The sequence below is a fragment of the Paenibacillus sp. OSY-SE genome, assembly GCF_000283315.1.
In the GTDB taxonomy this organism is placed as follows: domain Bacteria; phylum Bacillota; class Bacilli; order Paenibacillales; family Paenibacillaceae; genus Paenibacillus_B; species Paenibacillus_B profundus.
On the sequence record NZ_ALKF01000204.1, the window covers coordinates 107353 to 128868 of the forward strand.

Consider the following 21516-nt stretch of genomic DNA (forward strand, 5'->3'; position numbering starts at 1 on the left):
AAATAGTAACACAATATTACTTTAGAAAAAGAAATATCTTGTGCAAAGGACAGGATGTTACATGCCAAAAGTTGTTGCTATAGTACAAGCTAGAATGGGATCCAGCAGATTGCCTGGAAAAGTAATGAAACCATTAATAGACCACTCAGTTTTAGGGCACGTCATTTTAAGGCTAAAAGCCGTGAACTCAATAAATAAGATTGTTATTGCTACCACTCAAAATCCTGAAGATGATGTCATTATATGTGAATGCAATAAGTATAATGTACCTGTGTATAGGGGGAGTACAGAACATGTACTTTCCAGATATTACGAAGCAGCAAAGAAATTTAATGCTGACATTGTTGTTAGAGTAACTTCAGATTGCCCCTTAATTGACCCAGAAATTACAGAGAATATAATAAACTACTTCTTTGAATTAGACGCTGATTATGTAAGTAATAAAATTATTGAAACTTTTCCTAGAGGTTTAGATACTGAGGTTTTTACAATGTCTTCTTTGGAAAAAGCCTATAAAGGCGCGTATAATGATATCCATAGAGAGCATGTGACTCCGTATATATATTTGCATTCAGATCAATTTAAGTTGGTCAATTATTCGTTGGAAAAAGATTATTCTGCGTACCGATGGACGCTTGACACACGTGAAGATTACCAATTAATAGAATCGATTTATGAAAAATTATATAAACCAAACAATATCTTTTCATGGTTAGAGATCATTCAATTGATGGAAGACTATCCTGAATTAAAGGAAATCAATAGTCATGTCAAGCAAAAACAACTTGGAGAGTAATTTACCTAGGGGGCGTTATGAAAGTTTTATTACTAGGCGCAACGGGAATGCTGGGGCAGTCAATTTTAAAAGAATCAAGATTGAGAAATATCGAGATATATGGCGTCGCAAGAGCTGATTCGGATTTGAATTTAGACATTTTGGATGATAAAGATCTGGTGAAAGCAGTACTAGACGTATATCCTGATGTAATAATTAATGCGGCAGCACTAGTTAACTTGGCTGAATGTGAAAATGACCCTGGGCTTGCTTACCGCATTAATGCACGCCCTGTTTCAATTCTAGCTAAATTAGCAGCAACTACGAATGCTTATCTCGTTCAGGTATCAACAGATCACTATTATCAAAAAAATGGTGCTGAAAAACACACGGAAGACCATCCTATAACCTTAGTAAATGAGTATGCCCGTTCAAAATATGTTGGAGAAATGTTTGCTCTGACTGCACCCAGACATTTAATTCTTCGGACAAATATAGTTGGTTTTCGTAATAAAACAGGCTCACCAACCTTTGTTGAATGGGTAATAGAATCACTGCAACAGAAAAAACAAATTTGTTTATTCAACGATTTTTATACATCAAGTATCAGTGTTTCCCAGTTTTCTAAAGTACTGTTTGATCTTATCGAGAAGGGTACTATCGGAATATTAAATGTTGCAAGCCGTGAAGTAAGCAGCAAGAAAACATTTATAGAACAGATGGCTAGAAAATTTGGTTTTTCCCTTGATTGTGCGGAAAACGGTAGTTTGCACATGAATTCGAATTTTGCTCGGGCTGATAGTCTAGGACTGGATGTTTCAAACTCTGAGAAAATACTAGGGTATCGTCTTCCTGAATTGAAAGATGTTATTGAAGATTTGTTTAATGAATATCGAGGAAAGTAGTGTTACATATGAAATATGATCATTTTATTTATATAAATGAAAGAAAAATAGCGATTGATACACCCACATACTTTATTGCTGATATCGCCGCGAATCATGATGGTGATCTTTCCCGTGCCAAAGAGTTAATATGGTTAGCCAAAGAAGCTGGTGCAGATGCCGCAAAGTTTCAGCACTACAAGGCCGAAGCTATCGTAAGTGACGTTGGTTTTCGCCAATTAACAGCCAAATTTAGCCACCAGGCAGCATGGGAAAAAAGTGTTTTCGAAACATATCGCCAATATGAATGTAATAGAGAATGGAATGAAGAACTGGCACTTACTGCAAGTAAGGCCGGTATTGATTTTATGACGACTCCTTATGATTATGATGCAGTGGAACAATTAGATAAATACATTCCTGCATACAAGATTGGTTCAGGAGATATTACTTGGACTGATTTTATTGAAACCATTGCAAAGAAAAGGAAGCCGGTTGTTTTGGCAACGGGGGCTTCCTCAATGGAAGATGTGGAAAGAGCAGTTGCAGCAGTTCTTATACACAATCAGCAAATTGCGTTGCTTCAATGCAATACAAACTATACCGGAAGTCTGGAAAATATGAAACATGTTAATTTAAGAGTATTGCAATGGTATGCTCAAAGATTTCCTCATATGCTGCTGGGTCTTTCAGATCATACTCCTGGGCATACCACGGTTTTAGGTGCAATAGCACTAGGAGCGCGTATTATTGAGAAACATTTTACGGACGACAATGCCAGAACAGGCCCGGATCACTCTTTCGCAATGAACCCCAAAACATGGGGGGAAATGGTGGATAGAAGTCGGGAAATGGAAGCAGCTTTAGGAGATGGGGTAAAAAGGGTTGAAGATAATGAACGAGATACAGTTATAGTTCAGCGAAGATGTCTTCGATTAGCAAGAAACATGAGTGTAGGAGAGCGAATAAGTGCTAGTGATGTTGAAGTTCTTCGTCCTGCTCCTATGAATGCTTTTATGCCGTATGAACTTAATTCTGTGATTGGGGGAGTTTTATTAGTTTCTAAAGATAAGGGCGATGCCCTTTTTAAAAATGATTTGGAGATGAAATATGATAAAGGGTAAATATGTTGGCCTTCGAGCTATCGAGCAATGTGACTTAGCAATGCTGCTAAATTGGAGAAATGCCCCTGAATTAAGGCGTTATTTTAGAGAATACAGAGAACTGAATTCTGATCATCAAAAAGCTTGGTACGAAAATAAAGTCTTAAATGACAAGAATACGGAAATGTTCGCAATAGTTGATTTATCAACAGATAGTTTACTTGGGGCTTGTGGTTTGTGTTATATTGATTGGATAAATCGTAGTGCAGATTTCTCCATTTATATCGGGAAAAATGGTTTGTATATAGATGAACACTTTGCTGATGATGCAGCCAGACAAATAATTTCTTACGGATTTAAAGAGATGGGTTTACATCGTATATGGTGTGAAATATATGACTATGATCATCTAAAACAGTCCTTCTTGGAAAGGTTGGGTTTTGCATTGGATGGGCGTCATCGAGAGACGCATTGGACTGAAGGAAGCTGGAATGACTCTTTATTCTATAGTTTACTTGACAGTGATTACTACGTACTAAATAAAAAGTAAAGGGAAGATTAGAATGAGCTATAAGAAATATAGCAAATCTCTAAAAGACATAACAGATATTAAAAGGAGTTTTTTTTCTGAAAACGATACTTTCTTAAAGAACAATTTAAAAATGGCTGACATCTATAAACAGCAGCCAAGAAGAACACATTGTAAAAATTGTGATTCGTTATTGGAAGAAAAAGTGTTTATAAGCAAACAAGGAATCGATTATTTTTTATGTCAAACATGCACTCATCTTAATGGTGCTTACGAAGATACCGAACAATTTGCTAAATGTATATATGTTGACGAAATAACGAATTATTCGGAAGTATATAACGAAGAAGATGAAAAAAAATATTTAAAAAGAATTGAAAAAATCTATAAACCTAAAGCGGAATTTCTTTTAGAATGCTTACATAATAGAAAAGTAGATTATTCCAACTTAACATACTCAGATATCGGTGCAGGATCAGGTTATTTTGCATATGCTCTGAAAAAAGAGTTTGATTTAAAAAATGTAAATGGTTATGAAGTGTCCCAAAAACAAGTAGATATTGCAAACTATTTTCTAAATGAAAATGCAATTCTTCATATTGAAATAGACGAACTTCTTGATATTTTACGAGAAAGTCAATCGGATGTCGTTTCCATGATTGGTGTACTTGAACATTTGACTAATCCAAGAGACATTATCAATACTATATCAAAAAACGAGAACATCAAATATTTTTATTTGTCGCTTCCACTTTTCTCATATGCTGTTTTTTTTGAATTGCTCAATCAGGATTGTTTTAATCGCCATTTATCAGGTGGACATACACATCTTTATACACGTGAGTCAATATCTCATTTTTGCAAGGAGTTTGGACTGGAGATAATAGGAGAATGGCAATTTGGGACAGATTCTATGGACTTATTTAGATTTTTTCAATTAAAAATGCATAATTCTGGAGTTAATCCTGATGCAGTAAAATATTTTTCGGAAAAATATATAACTGTTCTTGACGATTTACAGTCTGTTTTAGATCGTAGTCATTTTTCCTCTGAAGTTCATTTATTGTTATCGAAATAGATATCAATAAATAATTATGTGGCATTTTGATGTCTATTAATATTCCTACACTATAGCAGTAGGATTAATCTTTGTATGCATGGCTGTTTAAAGTGATTACAAAGTGATGAAATGATGTTAACATTAATAACTCATAGGAAGAGATAAAATGATTTTCCGGTTTTAGTGAAACCCCTTTCAATGTATCCCCCAAAATCATTGACAACGTTTACAAGCGGTGTTATATTCAAACTGTGGGCTAAGGTAAGGCTCACTTTCATTTGAATATGAAGGGAATGTTATCGACATGCAAGGTAAAGTAAAATGGTTTAACGCTGAGAAGGGTTATGGCTTTATCGAAACTGCAGAAGGAAACGACGTATTCGTTCACTTCTCCGCAATCCAAACAGACGGCTTCAAAACGTTGGAGGAAGGTCAAGCAGTAGAATTCGATATTGTGGAAGGCGCTCGCGGTCCACAAGCGGCTAACGTAATCAAATTGTAATCATTCCGGCGTGAGCCGAATTATATATGATTCCGATTAGCTCCACACCCCTGGCTTATAGCCGGGGGTTTTTTTTGGTTTTTACATTATTTTCATTCATAATGTCAACGCAATTAAACGATAATTATACTATGGTAGAAAAACTTGGACAATAACTCTGGCAATATTGCCGTTCAAGTAAGAATGGTGTTGCATTTCATCAAATAAAGGAGAGGCATTAAAATGGAATATTCTAAGAGAAAAGAAGAAATACGAAAATTATTGTCACTAGGAAATGTAAAGCAGGCTGAAGAACTGATCACTGCTTACGAAGCTGCGATGCCTTATGATCTCGATATGTGTTCGCTTAAGGCGAACTATTACTTTATCTTAGGAGAATACGAAAAAGCGGAACAACTTTTGAAAAGCGCATTGACGAAAAGACCAATTAGTTTTGATCTTCATTACAATGTAGCCATGGTGTACCTAGCGCAAGAAAAAAGAGAGTTGGCATGGCAACATTTTAATATAGCCAATAGTCTGACAGATGGTGATATTCAAAGAAATGCCGTACAACAAGCTTTAGATAGCATGATACAACAAATAAAGGAGGAATGTGTTGAAATTGAGGATTTGAAACGTCAGCTCGAAGTGTACAAAAAAATAAGCATGGAAATTGAAAATGATACAATGAATTCTTACGCTAACTTCCCTTCTCAAGGAGAAGACCTATTAATAGGAGAAGAGTTGGAAGGATATTATATAGGTCTGTATGACGGCATGAAAATAGAGAGAGACGGTATAAATATGTTGCCGCTCCGATCATTTAATAAAGTGGAAATGTACAAGATCGGAATGGAGCAAGAACCCAAAGTTGGAGAATATGTGCTGCCTGTTGCAACTAAACATATAAATGGTGAATTTAGAGTCAAAAATGGCGAGAACAGACATGTCTTTGATTTGAAGTATCCAAATAGATGGTATCATTTTAAATTAAACTCAATGATGGAAGTAATGAAAAATGAAAACTTAATCTTAGGGGAACCTATTAGTCTGGCAAAAGATAATACTAAGGAAGATTTAGTGCTAACCATTTTTGTGGATGGATTGTCGCAAACCGTCTTGGAACAATACGGATTAAACGAACTGATGCCTAATACGCAACGTTTCTTTAAAGAAGGCATGTTATGCAGCAATGTCTACGTGTCAGGTGAATGGACGTATGTGAACATGGCCAGTTTTTATTCCGGAAGATATACGGCTAGCCATAACATGTTCCATCCAAATAAAAATACGACTTTACCTAAAGAGAATAAAATATTGTCGGAGCATTTCAAAGATGCCGGGTTCACTGCTGCGAAGATAGATGGTGATTGGCGCAGTACGCCGATGTACGGATATTATAGAGGATTTGATCGCATTGTTTATCAGCCATCATTAAGGGGAATGGATACACCCGACGCCATTCAAGACGTGATAGAACATCTGGAAGCCTTCAAAGGAACGAACCAGTTTGTATGGACCTGTTTGCCTGATTTACACGATGTTGCAGACGGTTACCAAAGCACGATTTCGGTGCAAGTCAAGGAAACCATGGAGGAGAAGCCTCATAATCAGCAGCATTTACAAGGAAAGACCAGTGTTAGGCAGGACTATAGCATCGATAAGACTACCCGTTATACCAAGCAAATCCAAAGAATTGACCGTTATTTGGGGATGCTGTACAGCTATTTGGAGCAAAACTTTGATATGGAGCGGGTTACCGTCGCACTTATATCCGATCACGGACAGGGTTATCTTGTGCCAACGGGAGAACATATGTTATGCGAAGAGAGAGTCAAGGTTCCTTTTATGTTTAGAGGCTGCAATGTAAAGGCTGGAGAGTCAGATGAATTGATTCAAGGCTTGGATTTGATGAGCATACTGTGCAAGTTGGCTAATATTGAGATTGATGCTACGGATGCTGATGCGAATCTGCCAAAATGCTTTGGCGGAGAACGTGAAAGAGAGTATACGTATAGTGAATCTATTTTTCCGGGAGATTCTTATAAGGCGAGCATTCATACGAAAGAAGCGGCTTTCTATTATGAGACCGAAGAAAAGGTATTGCAAGACGGCAGTGTCAACATGGAGAATTACACCGTAAAATTAGTTGACAAGCATACTAGACAACGAATTGAGAATAAGGCTTTTACGGAAAAGTGTATTGAAATCGTACATGATCATATGAAGTACCGCAGGATCTACGTATAGAACGGTTAAGGGGACAAAATGGCGAATCGATTAAGGAAATGGGTACTGGTATGTATGTTAATGATCTGCGCAGCAGGATTAGTCGGTATTGGAAAAGTTAACGACGGGGTCGTCATCTACTCATCGCTGGAAGAGTTCCGAAATGAAAAGCTGAGGGAAATGCTGAAGGAACAATTGCCCGGCATTGATGTAACCATCCAGTACATAACAACGAATAAAGGCGCAGCCAAAATTAAATTGGAAAAAAGCAGAACTGACGCTGATATTTTATTGGCCTTTGATATTCAAAGCATGGAGCTAATCAAAGATGAATTGAATGATTTGAAGATTTACGATACAAGGCACTATTTGGATGGATTAAATCCAGAACATAACAAATATAGAATATGGGAAAGATTCGCGGGCGCCATCATTGTAAATGAAAATTTGCTGAATAAAATGAATATGCCGATTCCTGCGAGTTACGAAGATTTAACCAATCCCATATATAAAGATTTGATAGCTATGCCAGACCCCAAGTCGTCCGGGACGGGTTATTTTTTTCTGAAGCATATCGTTAATGAGTGGGGCGAGGAGCGGGCCTTTGATTATTTTGATAAGCTCTACCCCAATATTAAGCAATTTACAGCGTCAGGTTCGGGCCCTATTAAATTATTGCTTCAAAACGAGATCGCGATTGGCATGGGAATGACATTTCAAGCTGTGGGGGAAATCAATAAAGGTGCAGATTTGAAAATTATTTTTCCGCCAGAAGGCTCGCCTTTTTCGCTTTCCGGTATTGCAATGATACAGGACCGGGCGGACAGGCCTGAAGTAGAGCAAGTCTTTGACTTTTTGTATACAAAGTTCACATTCTACGATAAAGAAAACTTTTCTCCGGAACTTGTGTTCAAGAGACAATCTATTAAAGTGCCGCACTACCCGAAGCATATCAAGTATGGAAACATGAAGGGATTAAAATCAGCTGCGATTAAGCAGGATTTACTAAGGAAGTGGAAATATTGAGCGCATTGCCCAAAATAGCCGTTCATAAATTAAATAAACAATTTGAAGGAAATCCGGTATTAAAGGATCTCGACTTTACGATTCAAGAAGGAGAATTTTTGAGCATATTGGGTGATTCCGGGAGCGGAAAGACGACATTGCTTAAAATTTTGATCGGACTTGAGAGACAAGACAGTGGAGAAATCCGGAAAGACGGCGGCAAAATAGACCAACTGCAGCCTCATGAACGAGGCATTGGAATGGTGTTTCAAAACTACGCGCTGTTCCCGCATATGAATGCCATGGAGAACATCATGTATCCATTGATAGCGAACAAAAAAAAGGAAAGAGAGGCTGAGCAAACCGCTCTGAAACTATTGGCCAAGATGGGCCTGGTTGAGCATAAGGATAAGATGCCCAACCAGCTTTCCGGAGGCCAGAAACAGCGAGTAGCTATCGCGCGAACATTGGCGCTTGAACCGGACGTCCTATTGTTCGATGAAGCATTGGCCGCATTGGATGCAAGCAATCGGATGAAACTTAGCGCCGAGTTCAAAGAACTTCAAAAAACATTTCACGTAACCATACTGTATGTAACTCACGATCAAGAAGAGGCGCTCAGCATCTCGGACCGGGTATTGGTGCTGAACAAAGGCAGAATCGAACAGTTGGATACGCCGTTCAATATTTGCAAGACGCCTAAAAGCAAGTATATCGAAGAGTTTGTTAATGTGAATTTGCGGAAACGATTCAATAGCATGCAGCAGCTCGTTGGAGATTTATATGAAAAGAAATAGGCAAATATTATTCAGTCCCTACGTTATTGTTCTTATATTAAGCTTTTTTTTCATCAGCATTATATTACCGATGGCGTACTCGTTTCTTAATGTCGATTGGACTACGGTTGTAGAGGTTTTCCGCGACCCCTTATTCCTGGAGAGTCTGTTGAATTCGATTATCGCGGCCGCATGCACTACTCTTATCAGCGTAATCCTGGCTTTTGGTTTGGCCTATATCATTGACAGAAGCAATATAAAAGGCAAAGAAGTTTGGCGGGCGCTGTTTATTCTCCCCATGCTGGTGCCTTCCATAGCACATGGATTTGGCCTGATCAATTTATTTGGAGACAACGGGCTTATTACTCAGGCAGTTGGCGTTAACATTAATTTGTACGGTCTTAAAGGTATCGTCTTCGGAAGCGTTATTTATGCATTGCCTATAGCATTCTTAATGTTTTCCGATATTTTAAAATATATGGATACCGGAATTTATGATGCATGCAGGACATTGGGGATTCCCAAGACCAAAGTGTTTTTCGACATTACGTTGGGATTGATAAAAAAACAGTTGTTGATCGTTGCTTCAACCGTATTTACGATTGTATTCACCGATTATGGCGTGGCGTTGGCCATAGGCGGAAAAGTGAATACCCTGCCTGTTCTGTTATACCGTGAAGTAATCGGGCTGCTGGACTTCTCAAAAGGCGGTTTTATAGCTATTGTGCTCTTAATACCGGCGATTATAACCTTTCTGCTGAGCCGAAAGATAAACAATGTAGAACTGGATCAAGTGAACAGTTCTGCGTATACGGCAACAAGGAATAAAGCAAGAGACATATTGTATACGGCTATATGTGCGATAGCAGCTCTTATTGCCCTAATGCCCGTTATTTCTTATATTGGAATCGGGTTTGTTGAACAATATCCCAATAATATGACGTTTTCATTGAAACATATACAAGCTGTCGTCTATGGGGGGGCGGGAAATGCAATGTATAATTCCCTTATCATCTCATTATCAACTGCCTTAATAGGCACCGCAGCAGCTTACCTTATCGCATATGTCAGTATTAGATTGCCCAATAAATTTATGGCAAGGACAATCTATTCCTTGGCCGTGTTTCCATTAGTCATCCCAGGGATCGTGCTTGGATTAGGCTATATCCAATTTTTCAGCTTTACGCCGATATACGGAACGGCATACATCATTATTTTGGTAAATATCATGCATTTCTTCTCAACCCCCTACTTACTGGCCTACAACAGCCAAAATAAAATTCCCGGGGAATTGGAACAAGTGGCTAATACGATGGGAATCAAACAACTGAAGTATATAAAAGACATATTGGCACCTAGCACAAGTGTTACTATCATGAACATGTTCAGCTTTTTCTTTATCAATTCAATGGTAACGATTTCCGCAGTCGCATTTTTAAGCAATACAAAAAATATGACGATCGCCTTAATGATTAACCAATACGAGGCGCAACTGCTGTTTGAAGAAGCGTCCGTCGTTGTGCTGTTGATATTGTGCGTGAATTTAGTTTTTAAATGGATTGCTTCACTTTTTAAAAAGTATTTATTTTAAACAAATACGAGCGGAGAAAAGAGCGATAAAAATGTTAACGAAAGAACAATTCGACATAATCATGCAGCTTGAACAAAATCGAGATGCGGGACTCCCGAAAAACGAAATCGATCAAAGCATGCTCAATCAACTGACAGCAGCACGATGGGTAACCCTTCATGACGACGATAAAGTTATGATTACGGAAAAAGGCTTGGATGTATTGGAAATGTACAGAGTGAAACGTGCCGTCTTCATAGTTGCAGGCATGGGCACCAGACTTTATCCATTAACGAAAGACAGACCTAAGTCCCTCGTGGAAGTCAACGGAAAAAGCATGATCGAAGACATGTTGGAGACGGTTCACAATATTGGCATTCGGGAAGTAGTGATAGTAAGAGGATACCTCAAGGAAAAATTCGACTTTCTACTAAAGAAGTATCCCCATATCATCTTTATAGATAATGACAAATATGAAGAATACAATAATATTTATTCCGCTTATTTGGCTAAAGATTATCTTGAAAATACGTATATTTTCGATGGCGATATTTTGTTGACGAATAAGGCTATCTTACAGAAATACCAATATCGCTGCAATTATGCAGGCATCTTCCAGAAGAAAACGGATGATTGGTGTTTGGAAATTGAAGGCGAAAGAGTTGCCTCAATGAAATTAGGCGGTGAGAATTGTTACCTGATGTATGGGGTCTCTTACTGGGATGAGAAGGCAGGCAAGCAATTGAAGCAGGATATTATCAAGGAAATACAATCAGATAGCGCCAAACAGCGCTATTGGGATGAAATCCCCACGAATTTATACAATCAAAACTATAATGTTTATGTCAGACCTTGTAAAGTGGGGGATATTGTAGAGATTGATACTATAGATGATTTTCATGCGGCAGAGGAATTATTACAGAGGAGAATGACTCTGGCAAATAATTGAGTCGGCACTGTTTAATCCCCTTCGGACAAGGTTAATAAAGGATACGGAATTGTAAATGAATTGTAACCGTTTTTTTCGTTCCGTGCCCAAATATATGTTATAATATAGACATCAAAGGAGGAGTGTCCTATGAATTATAAAGTTCGAGGTCAGAACATTGAAGTTACAGACGCGCTACTTGACTATGTCGAGAAGAAATTAAGTCGACTGGAACGGTATTTTGAAGCTCCCCCTACCTCAGACGTCAACGTGACGTTGAGCGTGATTCGTGATTTACACATTGTTGAAGTAACCATTCCATTAACTGGATTGCTTCTCCGGGCGGAACACCGCAGTAAGGATATGTATTCTTCTATTGATTCCGTTGTGGATAAGCTGGAGCGCCAAATTCGCAAGCATAAGACGAAGGTGAACCGGAAATTCCGCCAGTCGGGAAGCACGGACCATCTGTTCAGCGACGAAGTGACACAGCTCCCTGCGGGTGAAGAGGATATGCTCGAAGTTGTGCGGACGAAGCGATTTACGCTGAAGCCGATGGACGTGGAAGAAGCTATCCTGCAGATGAATATGATCGGACATAATTTCTTCGTGTTCTCCAATTCGGAGAGTAAAGAAGTGAACGTGGTGTACCGTCGGAACGACGGCCGCTATGGGCTAATAGAACAAGGCTAAGAACGGGATAGCGAATCTGGAATTGAGAATTAGCAGAGACTGCACCTGATACCAAAAAAGGACTGAGCCTAATTCCACAACGGAATGGGCTCTTTTCGCGTATAATAGAGGTAGTCATTGCTCCTTTGAACATAATTAATATAGTATTATGAAAGCTTCATATCACTTACGAAATCAGTCAGACTCCCACCATATTGCTGTATCGGCATGAAAATGTACGCAAAACGTATGAAAACTTGCCTGGCGGCGGTTGCGGGACCTTGTTGAAACTGTTACAATTTATTGCAAAACAAGTCATTGTCACCGTTCTTTCTCTACAGATCGACCTGAGGGGGAGCGGCCATAAAATCACGATTGGATTTGCGTGAAAGGGGTTAACCATGCTAGGAATTGTGAAGAAGATATTCGGCGACGCCAATGAACGCGAAGTGAAGCGGTTAATGAAGACCGTGGAGCTTATCAGTGGTATGGAACCGGAATTTGAAAAGTTGTCTGATGATCAACTGCGCGCGAAGACAGATGAATTCCGTGAGCGCTTGGAGAAGGGCGATACGCTGGATGAATTGCTGCCAGAGGCGTTTGCAACGGTGCGTGAAGCGTCGAAGCGTACGCTAGGCATGCGTCACTATGACGTGCAGCTCCTGGGCGGTATGGTGCTTCATGAAGGTAAGATTGCAGAGATGAAGACCGGTGAAGGGAAGACGCTCGTCGGAACGCTTCCTGTTTATTTGAACGCGTTGTCAAGTAAAGGCGTACACGTCGTTACGGTCAACGATTATTTGGCTACGCGTGACAGTGAAATGATGGCCCAAGTGTACAACTTCTTGGGGATGACTGTCGGCTTGAACTTATCCGGTATGGACCATGCGATGAAGCAAGAGGCATATGCCTGCGACATTACGTACGGGACAAACAACGAGTATGGCTTCGACTATCTGCGCGATAATATGGTGCTGTACAAAGAGCAGATGGTGCAACGTCCGCTCAACTTCGCGATTATTGATGAAGTGGACTCCATTCTTGTTGACGAAGCGCGTACACCGCTCATCATTTCAGGACAAGCGGCGAAATCGACGGATCTTTACTTCATTGCGGATCGCTTCGTTAGCAAATTGAAGCATGAAGAAGACTACACCATCGACGTGAAGACGCGCCAAGTCGCGTTGACGGAAGTGGGTGTATCGAAGGCGGAGAAAGCGCTCGGCATCGAGAACTTGTTCGATGTGAAGAATGTTACGATGAACCATCACATTCAGCAGGCGCTGAAAGCACATTCGATTATGCGCCGTGACGTTGATTATGTCGTGAACGAAGGCGAGATCGTCATCGTCGACGAATTTACGGGCCGTATGATGGCGGGACGTCGTTACAGCGATGGATTGCACCAAGCAATCGAAGCGAAGGAACAGCTCGAAGTACAGAACGAGAGCATGACGCTGGCGACGATTACGTTCCAGAACTACTTCCGCATGTACCGCAAGCTGGCCGGGATGACCGGTACGGCAAAGACAGAGGAAGAAGAATTCAAGAGCATTTACGGGCTGGAAGTTATCCAAATCCCTACAAATAAGCCAAACCAGCGGAAAGACTTCCCGGATGTCGTCTACAAGACGGCGAACGCGAAATTCAACGCGGTCGTAGAAGAGATTGTGCAGCGCCATCAGAAGCAACAGCCGGTGCTCGTCGGTACGGTATCGATTGAGAACTCTGAGCTGTTGTCCGACAAGCTGCGCAAGAAAGGCATTAAGCATCAAGTCTTGAATGCGAAGTACCACCGAGAAGAAGCGGAAATCATTTCGAGCGCGGGTGAACCGAATCAGGTTACGATTGCGACAAACATGGCTGGTCGCGGTACAGACATTATTTTGGGCGAGGGCGTATCCGATGTCGGTGGTCTTCATATCGTCGGTACGGAGCGTCATGAGAGCCGTCGTATCGATAACCAGCTGCGTGGCCGTGCCGGTCGTCAGGGTGACCCAGGCTCTTCGCAGTTCTATCTGTCGCTCGAAGATGAGCTGATGCGCCGCTTTGGTGCGGATAACGTACTCGGCATGATGGAACGCCTTGGATTCGAAGAGGATCAACCAATTGAATCCAAGCTCATCACGCGTGCTGTAGAGTCCGCTCAGAAGCGCGTCGAAGGCAACAACTTCGACCTGCGTAAAGTCGTTCTTCAATATGACGACGTCATGAACCAGCAGCGCGAAATCATTTATCGTCAGCGCCGTGAAGTGCTGGAAGCAGAAAATATCCGTCAAATTGTTATGGATATGATTAAGCCGTGCGTGGAACGCGTAGTCAGTGTGCATTGCAACGAAGACGATATTCCAGAGAACTGGGAATTGCAAGAAGTCGTTGATAACATGCACCGCAATATGTTGGATGAAGGGACCATCACGAAGGATGACCTGTGGGGCAAAGAGAAGGATGAGATTATCGAGTTCCTCTTTGACAAAGTGATGGCTAAATATACGGACCGTGAGGAACGCATCGGACCTGAACTGGTACGCGAGTTCGAGAAGGTCGTCGTTCTCCGTGCCGTTGACTCCAAGTGGATGGACCACATCGATGCGATGGATCACCTGCGTCAAGGGATTCACTTGCGCGCCTACGGTGGTACTGACCCACTGCGCGAGTATCAGTTTGAAGGCTATGAAATGTTCAACAGCATGGTCGCTTCGATTCAAGAGGAAGTGTCCACCTACATCATGAAGGCGCAAGTTGAGCAAAATGTGGAACGTCAAGCGGTCGTGGACGAGAGCAAAATGTCGACGAATGCGGAGCCTGGGGAGAAGCGCCCGGTGACGAAGGAAGAATCCGTCGGGCGCAATGATCCTTGTCCGTGCGGCAGCGGCAAGAAATATAAGCAGTGCCATGGCAAGCAAGGATAAGGCTGCGAAGCCTTAAGCGAATACTAGCTAGCCAATTGACGGAGCATATCCGTCACGACTCATACAACACCAGCGACGGGCGGCCTTTGCCGCCCGTTATTTGGGGAGACACTATGGACCGAGGTGAATTACGATGATCGACGCATCCGTACGCCATAATTTGCGAGACATCGCCGCGAAACTTACAAACCTTAGGGGGTCTCTTTGACCTCGATCTGAAGCAAGAGATGATTTCCAACTATGAGGAAAAAATGTCGGCTCCCGACTTCTGGGACGATAATGAGCGGGCGCAGGGCATTATTTCCGAATTAAACGCCGTCAAAGGCAGTGTGGAAGAATATCAGAAGCTGATGCAGGATTATGAAGACGCGCAGATGATGATCGAGCTGGCGGATGAAGAGGACGATGAGTCCTTGGCAAACGAACTAACGGCGAATGTGGAACAGATTCTCACCCGCGTGGAGAATTTCGAATTGCAGCTCTTGTTAAGCGAGACGTATGACAAGTTCAACGCGATTTTGGAGCTCCATCCGGGAGCGGGCGGCACCGAGTCGCAGGACTGGGGTCAAATGCTGCTACGCATGTACACTCGCTGGGCGGAGAAGCGCGGCTTCAAGGTCGAGGTGCTGGACTATTTGCCAGGCGATGAAGCGGGCATCAAGAGCGTGACGCTGCTTATTAAGGGCTACAACGCGTACGGCTATCTGAAGACGGAGAAGGGGGTACACCGTCTTGTGCGGATTTCCCCGTTTGATTCTTCTGGCCGACGCCATACTTCGTTCGTTTCTTGTGATGTCGTACCGGAAATTACGGACGATGCCGACATTGAGATTCGTACGGAAGATCTGAAGATTGATACGTATCGTGCCAGCGGCGCGGGTGGTCAGCATATTAACACTACTGATTCCGCCGTGCGGATTACGCACATCCCGTCGGGTATCGTCGTGACATGCCAGTCGGAACGGTCGCAGATTAAGAACCGTGATCGCGCGATGACTTTGCTTCGTTCGAAATTGTACGAACGCAAGATTGAAGAACAACGGCAGCAGCTTGCTGAGATCCGTGGCGAGCAGATGGATATTGCATGGGGCAGCCAGATTCGCTCCTATGTGTTCCATCCGTACAGCATGGTGAAGGACCACCGGACGCAGGTGGAGACGGGGAATGTCGGCGCTGTCATGGACGGCGATTTGGATGCGTTCATTGAAGCCTATTTACGAACTTTAATACAACCATCGTCAGAAAATTAACATGCAGCACACCGACAGCAAACCTGCGCCGATTTTAATCGGGGCAGGTTTTTTGCTGTGCTTGATCGCTTTAACTTAACAAAGGCTGCGCATACTATACATATCGGTTCAGCCAATGTTGTCCATTGGAATAGGTGCAGGGCAATGTCCACACATACAAGCACATCTATTGTATAGAGAGGTATTGCCGATAAAGGAGAGAAACCATGTCCAACTCATCGAATTCATCTTCCCATTCATCCAAGAAAGTTCGGCGCGGCGGCGTGCTCATACCTTACGAGCATCCGATGCGCACTGTGCTCGACTACGTGCTGCTACTCGTTGGCGCCTTCATTATGGCTTTAACTTTTAATGCCTTGCTGCTCCCGAATCAGATTGCATCCGGGGGGATTTCCGGGTTATCGATTATTTTTCAGAAACAATTTGGTTGGAATCCGGCCATTACACAATACGCATTCAATATTCCATTGTTTATCATCGGTGTATTCTTCTTGGGTAAGCAATTCGGTGTACGCACCTTCATAGGCTCGGTTGCACTCCCGACGTTTATTTTCTTAACTGCGCATATCGAGCCAGCGACAGACAATCCGCTGCTGGCGGCTATCTTTGGCGGCATCGGTCTTGGTCTAGGACTCGGGATTGTGTTCCGCGGACGCGGCTCAACGGGAGGAAATGCGATTTCGGCGCAGCTTCTGCATACGTTCGGGAAGATTAACCTGTCCTTGGCGGTTGCGATCTGCGATGGAGTCATCATTATTTTGGCAGGCGTGCTGTTGTCCTTCGAAAGCGCCATGTATGCGCTAATTGGCTTATTTGTGACCAGCAAGATGATCGATATCGTTCAGGTTGGCTTGGGCTATACGAAGGTGGCGTTCATTATTAGTGAAGAGGCGGATCAGTTGGCAGAAGCGATTCTCCATGATCTGGACCGCGGCTTGACGAAGCTGAAGGGCGAAGGCGGCTATACAGGCGAGGGGCGCACCGTGCTCATGGTTGTCGTCGGGCAGACGGAGGTCTATAAGCTGAAATCGATTGTCCGCTCCGTTGACCCGCAAGCGTTTGTCATTATAAGCGATACGAACGAAGTGCTGGGAGAGGGCTTTCAAATACAAGCCTAACAACCTGACAGCCGGGCTTAAACGTGATCAGTTGGCAACACATAACGTGTGCCGCTGGTCACGTTTTTTTGTTCACAGATAAGAAGTTATAAACTTATTTGGGCCAAGAAGTCGCTTGCTCAATTGGTGTGGTTTCCCTCTTCGGTTTGTGCATATCAAAACTAGCAAATTCGTGGTCCCTCAGCCCTGTTTCGATTCCCTCTTATGTTCACTCTCCCAATGATTCAGATTACGCAATGAATGGCTCGGTACGGTAGGGATTGACTCAGACACACAATGAATGACTAGTGCGCTGCAAGTATTGATTCAGTTGTGAAAAGAAGGACAATGTTTACAGAGTAGAGTGGATTCTGTAAACGTGAAGAAGGGTCTAATCCCATCAGTGAAGAGCGATTGAACTTTGCCAAACGGTGATTCGATGGGGTTCGCATTTTTCTGAATCATGTGCCACTCTGCAAATTTTGCCTATATCCATTCTCCCATACCGTCAGGAAGGATGACGACGGGAATGAGATATCTGCCAATTCGTATATATCATGTCATGCAGCGGTCGCTCATAATGAGATAACTAGAGTCATCCTTGGCCGTGCGGCCTCCTGAAGGATGGGGAGAATGAAGCAAAGGGGCGGATGAAGCGGAGCACCGTCAATCTGAAAGTGCCATTGGCAAGGTTGTGGAAACACTTTGGCGATAAACATTAATGACTTTACGATAAACCCCTCATGAAAATGGGGATGTATGCGGTTTTAGAGACGGATCTTCATAAGGTCTCAATAGGGGTTTTAAAAAAAGTATAAAAAGTATTGTATTTATATAAGTTGAGACGTATAATGATACATAATTATTCAGTTGGAGCGTATATTTTTGTGAATAAAGGGAATGGAGAGAGCGGCATGGGGAACGAACAGAAGGTGAACGTGGCTATCGTCGGCTCGACGGGCTATGGCGGTGTGGAGTTGATACGGCTGTTGTTGAATCATCCGAACGTGAATATTGCTTCGGTCATTTCCGCCTCAAGCGCGGGCGCGCCGATTGCGGACGGATTCCCGCATTTGAACGAAATTATGTGCGATACGTTGGATGGCGTGAATGCGGAGGAGATACGAAGGAAAGCGGATGTGGTGTTCACGGCCACCCCTTCTGGCGTTAGCGGCAAGCTTGTGCCTGAGCTTCTCGATGCAGGGCTGACTGTTATTGATTTGTCCGGTGATTTCCGCATCAAGGACGGAGCAGTATACACGGCATGGTATAAGCATGAAGCTCCGCAAGCCGAGTTGTTGGAGGAAGCGCCATACGGCTTATGTGAGCTGTATGCAGATAGCGGGTATGCACAGGGCCAGCGTATTATCTCCAATCCAGGCTGTTATCCGACGGCGACGCTGTTGGGTCTGGCCCCTGCCGTGAAGGCGGGTTGGATTGATCCAGCGAGTCTGATCATTGATGCGAAGTCTGGCGTATCGGGAGCGGGCCGTGGCGTAAACTTAGGCGTGCATTATGCAGAATTAAACGAAAATTTCAAAGCGTACAAAGTAAATAAGCATCAGCATATACCAGAAATCGAACAGACGTTGAGCGAAGTGGCGGGGACTCCAGTCACCGTAACGTTCACGACGCATTTGATGCCGATGACGCGCGGTATTATGTGCACGATGTACGCTTCATTAACCGGAAATTATTCAGAACAGGACTTTATTTCATTATATAAAGAGCATTATGCGGGGCGGCGCTTTGTACGTATCCGACCGCAAGGCCAATGGCCGGCGACGAAGGAAGTGTTCGGCTCGAACTACTGCGATATCGGATTCGCGGTGGATGAGCGCACGAAGCGGGTAACGGTCATTTCCGTCATTGATAACGTGGTGAAGGGAGCGGCTGGGCAGGCGATTCAGAACCTGAACCTGATGATGGGCTGGGACGAAGCGCTGGGGCTGCAGTTGACGCCGGTATATCCTTAATTTTAATTGTAGTGAGACATATGGCGATAACATGAATAACCCAACCTATACCATTTTGAAAAAAGAAGGTCGATGTCTTATGGGAAAACATAAATACGCAACAATGACTATGGAACGACAGTTCGAGATTATAGAAGGGTCGGTCACGACTCCGCAAGGATTCCGGGCAAGCGGTCTGCATTGCGGTTTGAAGAAGACGTCGCGCAACGACATCGGCGCGATTGTATGCGATGTGCCGGCTGTCGCGGCGGCGGTATATACGACGAATGCATTCCAAGCGGCGCCGCTTGCAGTGACGAGAGCGAGCTTGGCTGCGGAAGGCAAGCTGCGAGCGGTGCTGGTGAACAGCGGCAATGCCAACGCATGCACGGGCAAGCAGGGGGAAGCGGACGCTAACCGCATGCGCAGCGCCTTCGCGGAGCAGCTCGGGGTTGCGCCGCACTACGTTGCGGTCGCGTCAACCGGCGTCATCGGCGAGCCGCTTAAGATGGATTGCATCGAGAGGGGCATCGCAGAGCTTCCGGCAGGCTTGACGGCAGTTGGTGAGGGTGCGGAGCAGTTCGCGCAGGCGATATTGACGACGGACCTGGTGAAGAAGGAAGCGTGCGCAGTCGTCACCATTGACGGCAAGCCGGTAACGATTGCCGGATCGGCGAAAGGTTCGGGGATGATTCACCCGAATATGGCGACGATGCTCGGCTTCGTTACGACGGACGCCGTCATTGAGCAGGAAGCGTTGGCGGCGCTGTTGAAGCGCACGACCGATGCGACCTTCAACATGATTACCGTCGATGGTGATACGAGCACGAACGACATGCTGCTCGCGATGGCGAGCGGACTTGCCGGACATGAGACGCTGCAGGAGAGCCATTCCGATTGGAGCGTGTTCGCTGAAGCGTTCCAATACGTATGCGAGCAGCTGGCCAAGGCGATTGCGCGCGACGGGGAAGGCGCGACGAAGCTCATTGAAGTGCGCATCGCTGGCGCGGCTTCGAATGAGGCGGCCAGCGCGATTGCGAAGTCGATCGTCGGTTCCAGCTTAGTCAAATCGGCCGTATTCGGAGCGGATGCGAACTGGGGCCGCGTCATTGCGGCCATTGGATATTCCGGACAGCAGGTAAATGTGGACACCGTCGACATTCAGGTTGGACCGATTGCGGTGCTGAGCCAATCGACGCCGGTAGCTTTTGATGAAGAAGAGGCGCTTGCTTACTTGAAGGGGGATACGGTCGTGTTTCACGTAAATCTCCATATGGGTACGGGCGCAGCGACTGCTTGGGGCTGTGACTTAACGTATGACTACGTCCGCATTAATGCGGCTTATCGGACATAAAGCCTGAGGGCTCAGACGAGTGCAAGATTCGATGTTGAACGACATCGTGAGATGCTTCGTGATAAAAGGTGAGGAGGGGGACGGAACGATGCGTACTGTATCGGAACAGGATAAATCATCGGCGCTGTCCGTTCAGACGAAGCGGTTCGTCATGAAATGCGGCGGCAGCACGCTCGCGGCATTGCCGGATTCCTTCTACGGACAATTGCAGCAGCTGCAGGCGGAAGGCACGATGCCAGTTATCGTGCATGGCGGCGGTCCGGCGATATCTAGCATGCTGGATAAGCTAGGCATCGAGTCTGAGTTTATCGGAGGTCTCCGCAAGACAGATGAGGCCGTGCTGGATGTCGTCGAGATGGTGTTGGCGGGCCAGATTAACAAGCAAATCGTGCGGCGGCTGAACGGTATAGGTGCTGCATCTATAGGCTTATCCGGCACAGACGGCGGTTTGATTCAAGCACGGCCGGTAGCGAATGCTGCGGAGGTCGGTTATGTGGGCGATGTGACGCAGGTCAACGCTGGATTGATTGAAGGGGTGATGGCGCTGCAATATATGCCGGTTATCGCACCCATCGGGCTCGATAACAACGGACAGCGCTACAACATCAATGCCGACACGGCAGCCGGTGCGGTGGCCGCTCATCTCGGTGTAGAGCAACTGCTGGTCATTACGGACGTACCGGGCATTATGAAGACGGAACAGGGCGTTAAGGCTGTCCTGCCCGTCGTCACGACATCTGAAATCGAAGCGATGATTGCAAACGGTGAAATATATGGCGGAATGATTCCGAAGGTGCGCGCGGCTATGCAATGCATGGAAGGCGGCGTGAAGGAAGTCGTTATCGCAGACGGAGCCGAGCCGAATGTGCTGCGGCGCATTATGGCAGGAGAAGCCATCGGCACGAGAATCGTATAAGTACGTGAGCAAAAGAG

The 21516-nt window shown here is 44.3% G+C and carries 18 protein-coding genes; all 18 read left to right on the forward strand.

Annotated elements, in window-relative coordinates; translation table 11 throughout:
* Positions 1-61: 61 nt before the first annotated feature.
* The 18 genes from A372_RS0130415 to argB all read left to right on the forward strand — a co-directional run bounded on the left by A372_RS0130415 (position 62) and on the right by argB (position 21499).
* Complete coding sequence (locus A372_RS0130415) at positions 62-796, forward strand: cytidylyltransferase domain-containing protein (RefSeq protein WP_019424724.1); 735 nt, start codon at positions 62-64, stop codon at positions 794-796.
* Between the two features lie 17 nt (positions 797-813).
* Complete coding sequence (locus A372_RS35090) at positions 814-1680, forward strand: SDR family oxidoreductase (protein WP_019424725.1); 867 nt, start codon at positions 814-816, stop codon at positions 1678-1680.
* 8 nt (positions 1681-1688) lie between these two features.
* The gene (locus A372_RS0130425; RefSeq protein ID WP_019424726.1) at positions 1689-2783 is read left to right on the forward strand and encodes an N-acetylneuraminate synthase family protein; all 1095 of its coding nucleotides are present in this window, start codon (positions 1689-1691) and stop codon (positions 2781-2783) included.
* Positions 2770-3312 carry a GNAT family N-acetyltransferase gene (locus tag A372_RS0130430; protein WP_019424727.1) on the forward strand — a complete coding sequence of 181 codons (543 nt, stop codon included), beginning with the start codon at positions 2770-2772 and terminating at the stop codon, positions 3310-3312. The genes A372_RS0130425 and A372_RS0130430 overlap by 14 nt, the downstream gene beginning before the upstream one ends.
* Positions 3313-3325: 13 nt before the next feature.
* Positions 3326-4369 carry a class I SAM-dependent methyltransferase gene (locus A372_RS0130435; RefSeq protein ID WP_019424728.1) on the forward strand — a complete coding sequence of 348 codons (1044 nt, stop codon included), beginning with the start codon at positions 3326-3328 and terminating at the stop codon, positions 4367-4369.
* Positions 4370-4655: 286 nt separating this feature from the next.
* The gene (locus A372_RS0130440) at positions 4656-4853 is read left to right on the forward strand and encodes a cold shock domain-containing protein (protein WP_019424729.1); all 198 of its coding nucleotides are present in this window, start codon (positions 4656-4658) and stop codon (positions 4851-4853) included.
* A 222-nt stretch (positions 4854-5075) separates the two neighbouring features.
* On the forward strand, positions 5076-7085 hold the full coding sequence (locus A372_RS0130445; protein ID WP_019424730.1) for a sulfatase-like hydrolase/transferase: 2010 nt from the start codon (positions 5076-5078) through the stop codon (positions 7083-7085).
* Positions 7086-7103: 18 nt separating this feature from the next.
* Positions 7104-8090 (forward strand): extracellular solute-binding protein, encoded by a 987-nt coding sequence (locus A372_RS0130450; protein ID WP_019424731.1) that lies wholly within the window; start codon positions 7104-7106, stop codon positions 8088-8090.
* On the forward strand, positions 8078-8866 hold the full coding sequence (locus tag A372_RS0130455) for an ABC transporter ATP-binding protein (protein ID WP_026011388.1): 789 nt from the start codon (positions 8078-8080) through the stop codon (positions 8864-8866). Before A372_RS0130450 ends, A372_RS0130455 begins: the two co-directional genes overlap by 13 nt.
* A gap of 148 nt (positions 8867-9014) precedes the next feature.
* Positions 9015-10436, forward strand: coding sequence for an ABC transporter permease subunit (locus A372_RS0130460; RefSeq protein ID WP_237728692.1), 1422 nt, complete (start codon positions 9015-9017; stop codon positions 10434-10436).
* Between the two features lie 31 nt (positions 10437-10467).
* Positions 10468-11364 (forward strand): phosphocholine cytidylyltransferase family protein, encoded by an 897-nt coding sequence (locus A372_RS35095; RefSeq protein ID WP_019424734.1) that lies wholly within the window; start codon positions 10468-10470, stop codon positions 11362-11364.
* A 129-nt stretch (positions 11365-11493) separates the two neighbouring features.
* Positions 11494-12036, forward strand: a complete 543-nt coding sequence (gene hpf, locus A372_RS0130470; RefSeq protein WP_019424735.1) for a ribosome hibernation-promoting factor, HPF/YfiA family — start codon at positions 11494-11496, stop codon at positions 12034-12036.
* Positions 12037-12416: 380 nt separating this feature from the next.
* Complete coding sequence (gene secA, locus A372_RS0130475) at positions 12417-14927, forward strand: preprotein translocase subunit SecA (protein WP_019424736.1); 2511 nt, start codon at positions 12417-12419, stop codon at positions 14925-14927.
* A 133-nt stretch (positions 14928-15060) separates the two neighbouring features.
* Positions 15061-16177 (forward strand): peptide chain release factor 2 gene (gene prfB, locus A372_RS0130480; RefSeq protein ID WP_233696340.1). Its coding sequence is split into 2 segments (ribosomal slippage): positions 15061-15132 and positions 15134-16177, totalling 1116 coding nucleotides; the frame shifts between segments, so codons are not numbered across the junction.
* Positions 16178-16383: 206 nt separating this feature from the next.
* Positions 16384-17295, forward strand: a complete 912-nt coding sequence (locus tag A372_RS0130485) for a YitT family protein (protein ID WP_019424738.1) — start codon at positions 16384-16386, stop codon at positions 17293-17295.
* 893 nt (positions 17296-18188) lie between these two features.
* A complete protein-coding gene (gene argC / locus A372_RS0130490) occupies positions 18189-19250 on the forward strand; it encodes an N-acetyl-gamma-glutamyl-phosphate reductase (RefSeq protein WP_019424739.1) in 1062 nt (353 codons plus the stop codon).
* A 79-nt stretch (positions 19251-19329) separates the two neighbouring features.
* Positions 19330-20583, forward strand: a complete 1254-nt coding sequence (argJ, locus tag A372_RS0130495) for a bifunctional glutamate N-acetyltransferase/amino-acid acetyltransferase ArgJ (RefSeq protein WP_019424740.1) — start codon at positions 19330-19332, stop codon at positions 20581-20583.
* Between the two features lie 88 nt (positions 20584-20671).
* Entirely contained in the window at positions 20672-21499 is an 828-nt protein-coding gene (gene argB, locus A372_RS0130500; protein ID WP_019424741.1) for an acetylglutamate kinase, read from the forward strand.
* The last annotated feature ends 17 nt before the right edge of the window (positions 21500-21516 follow it).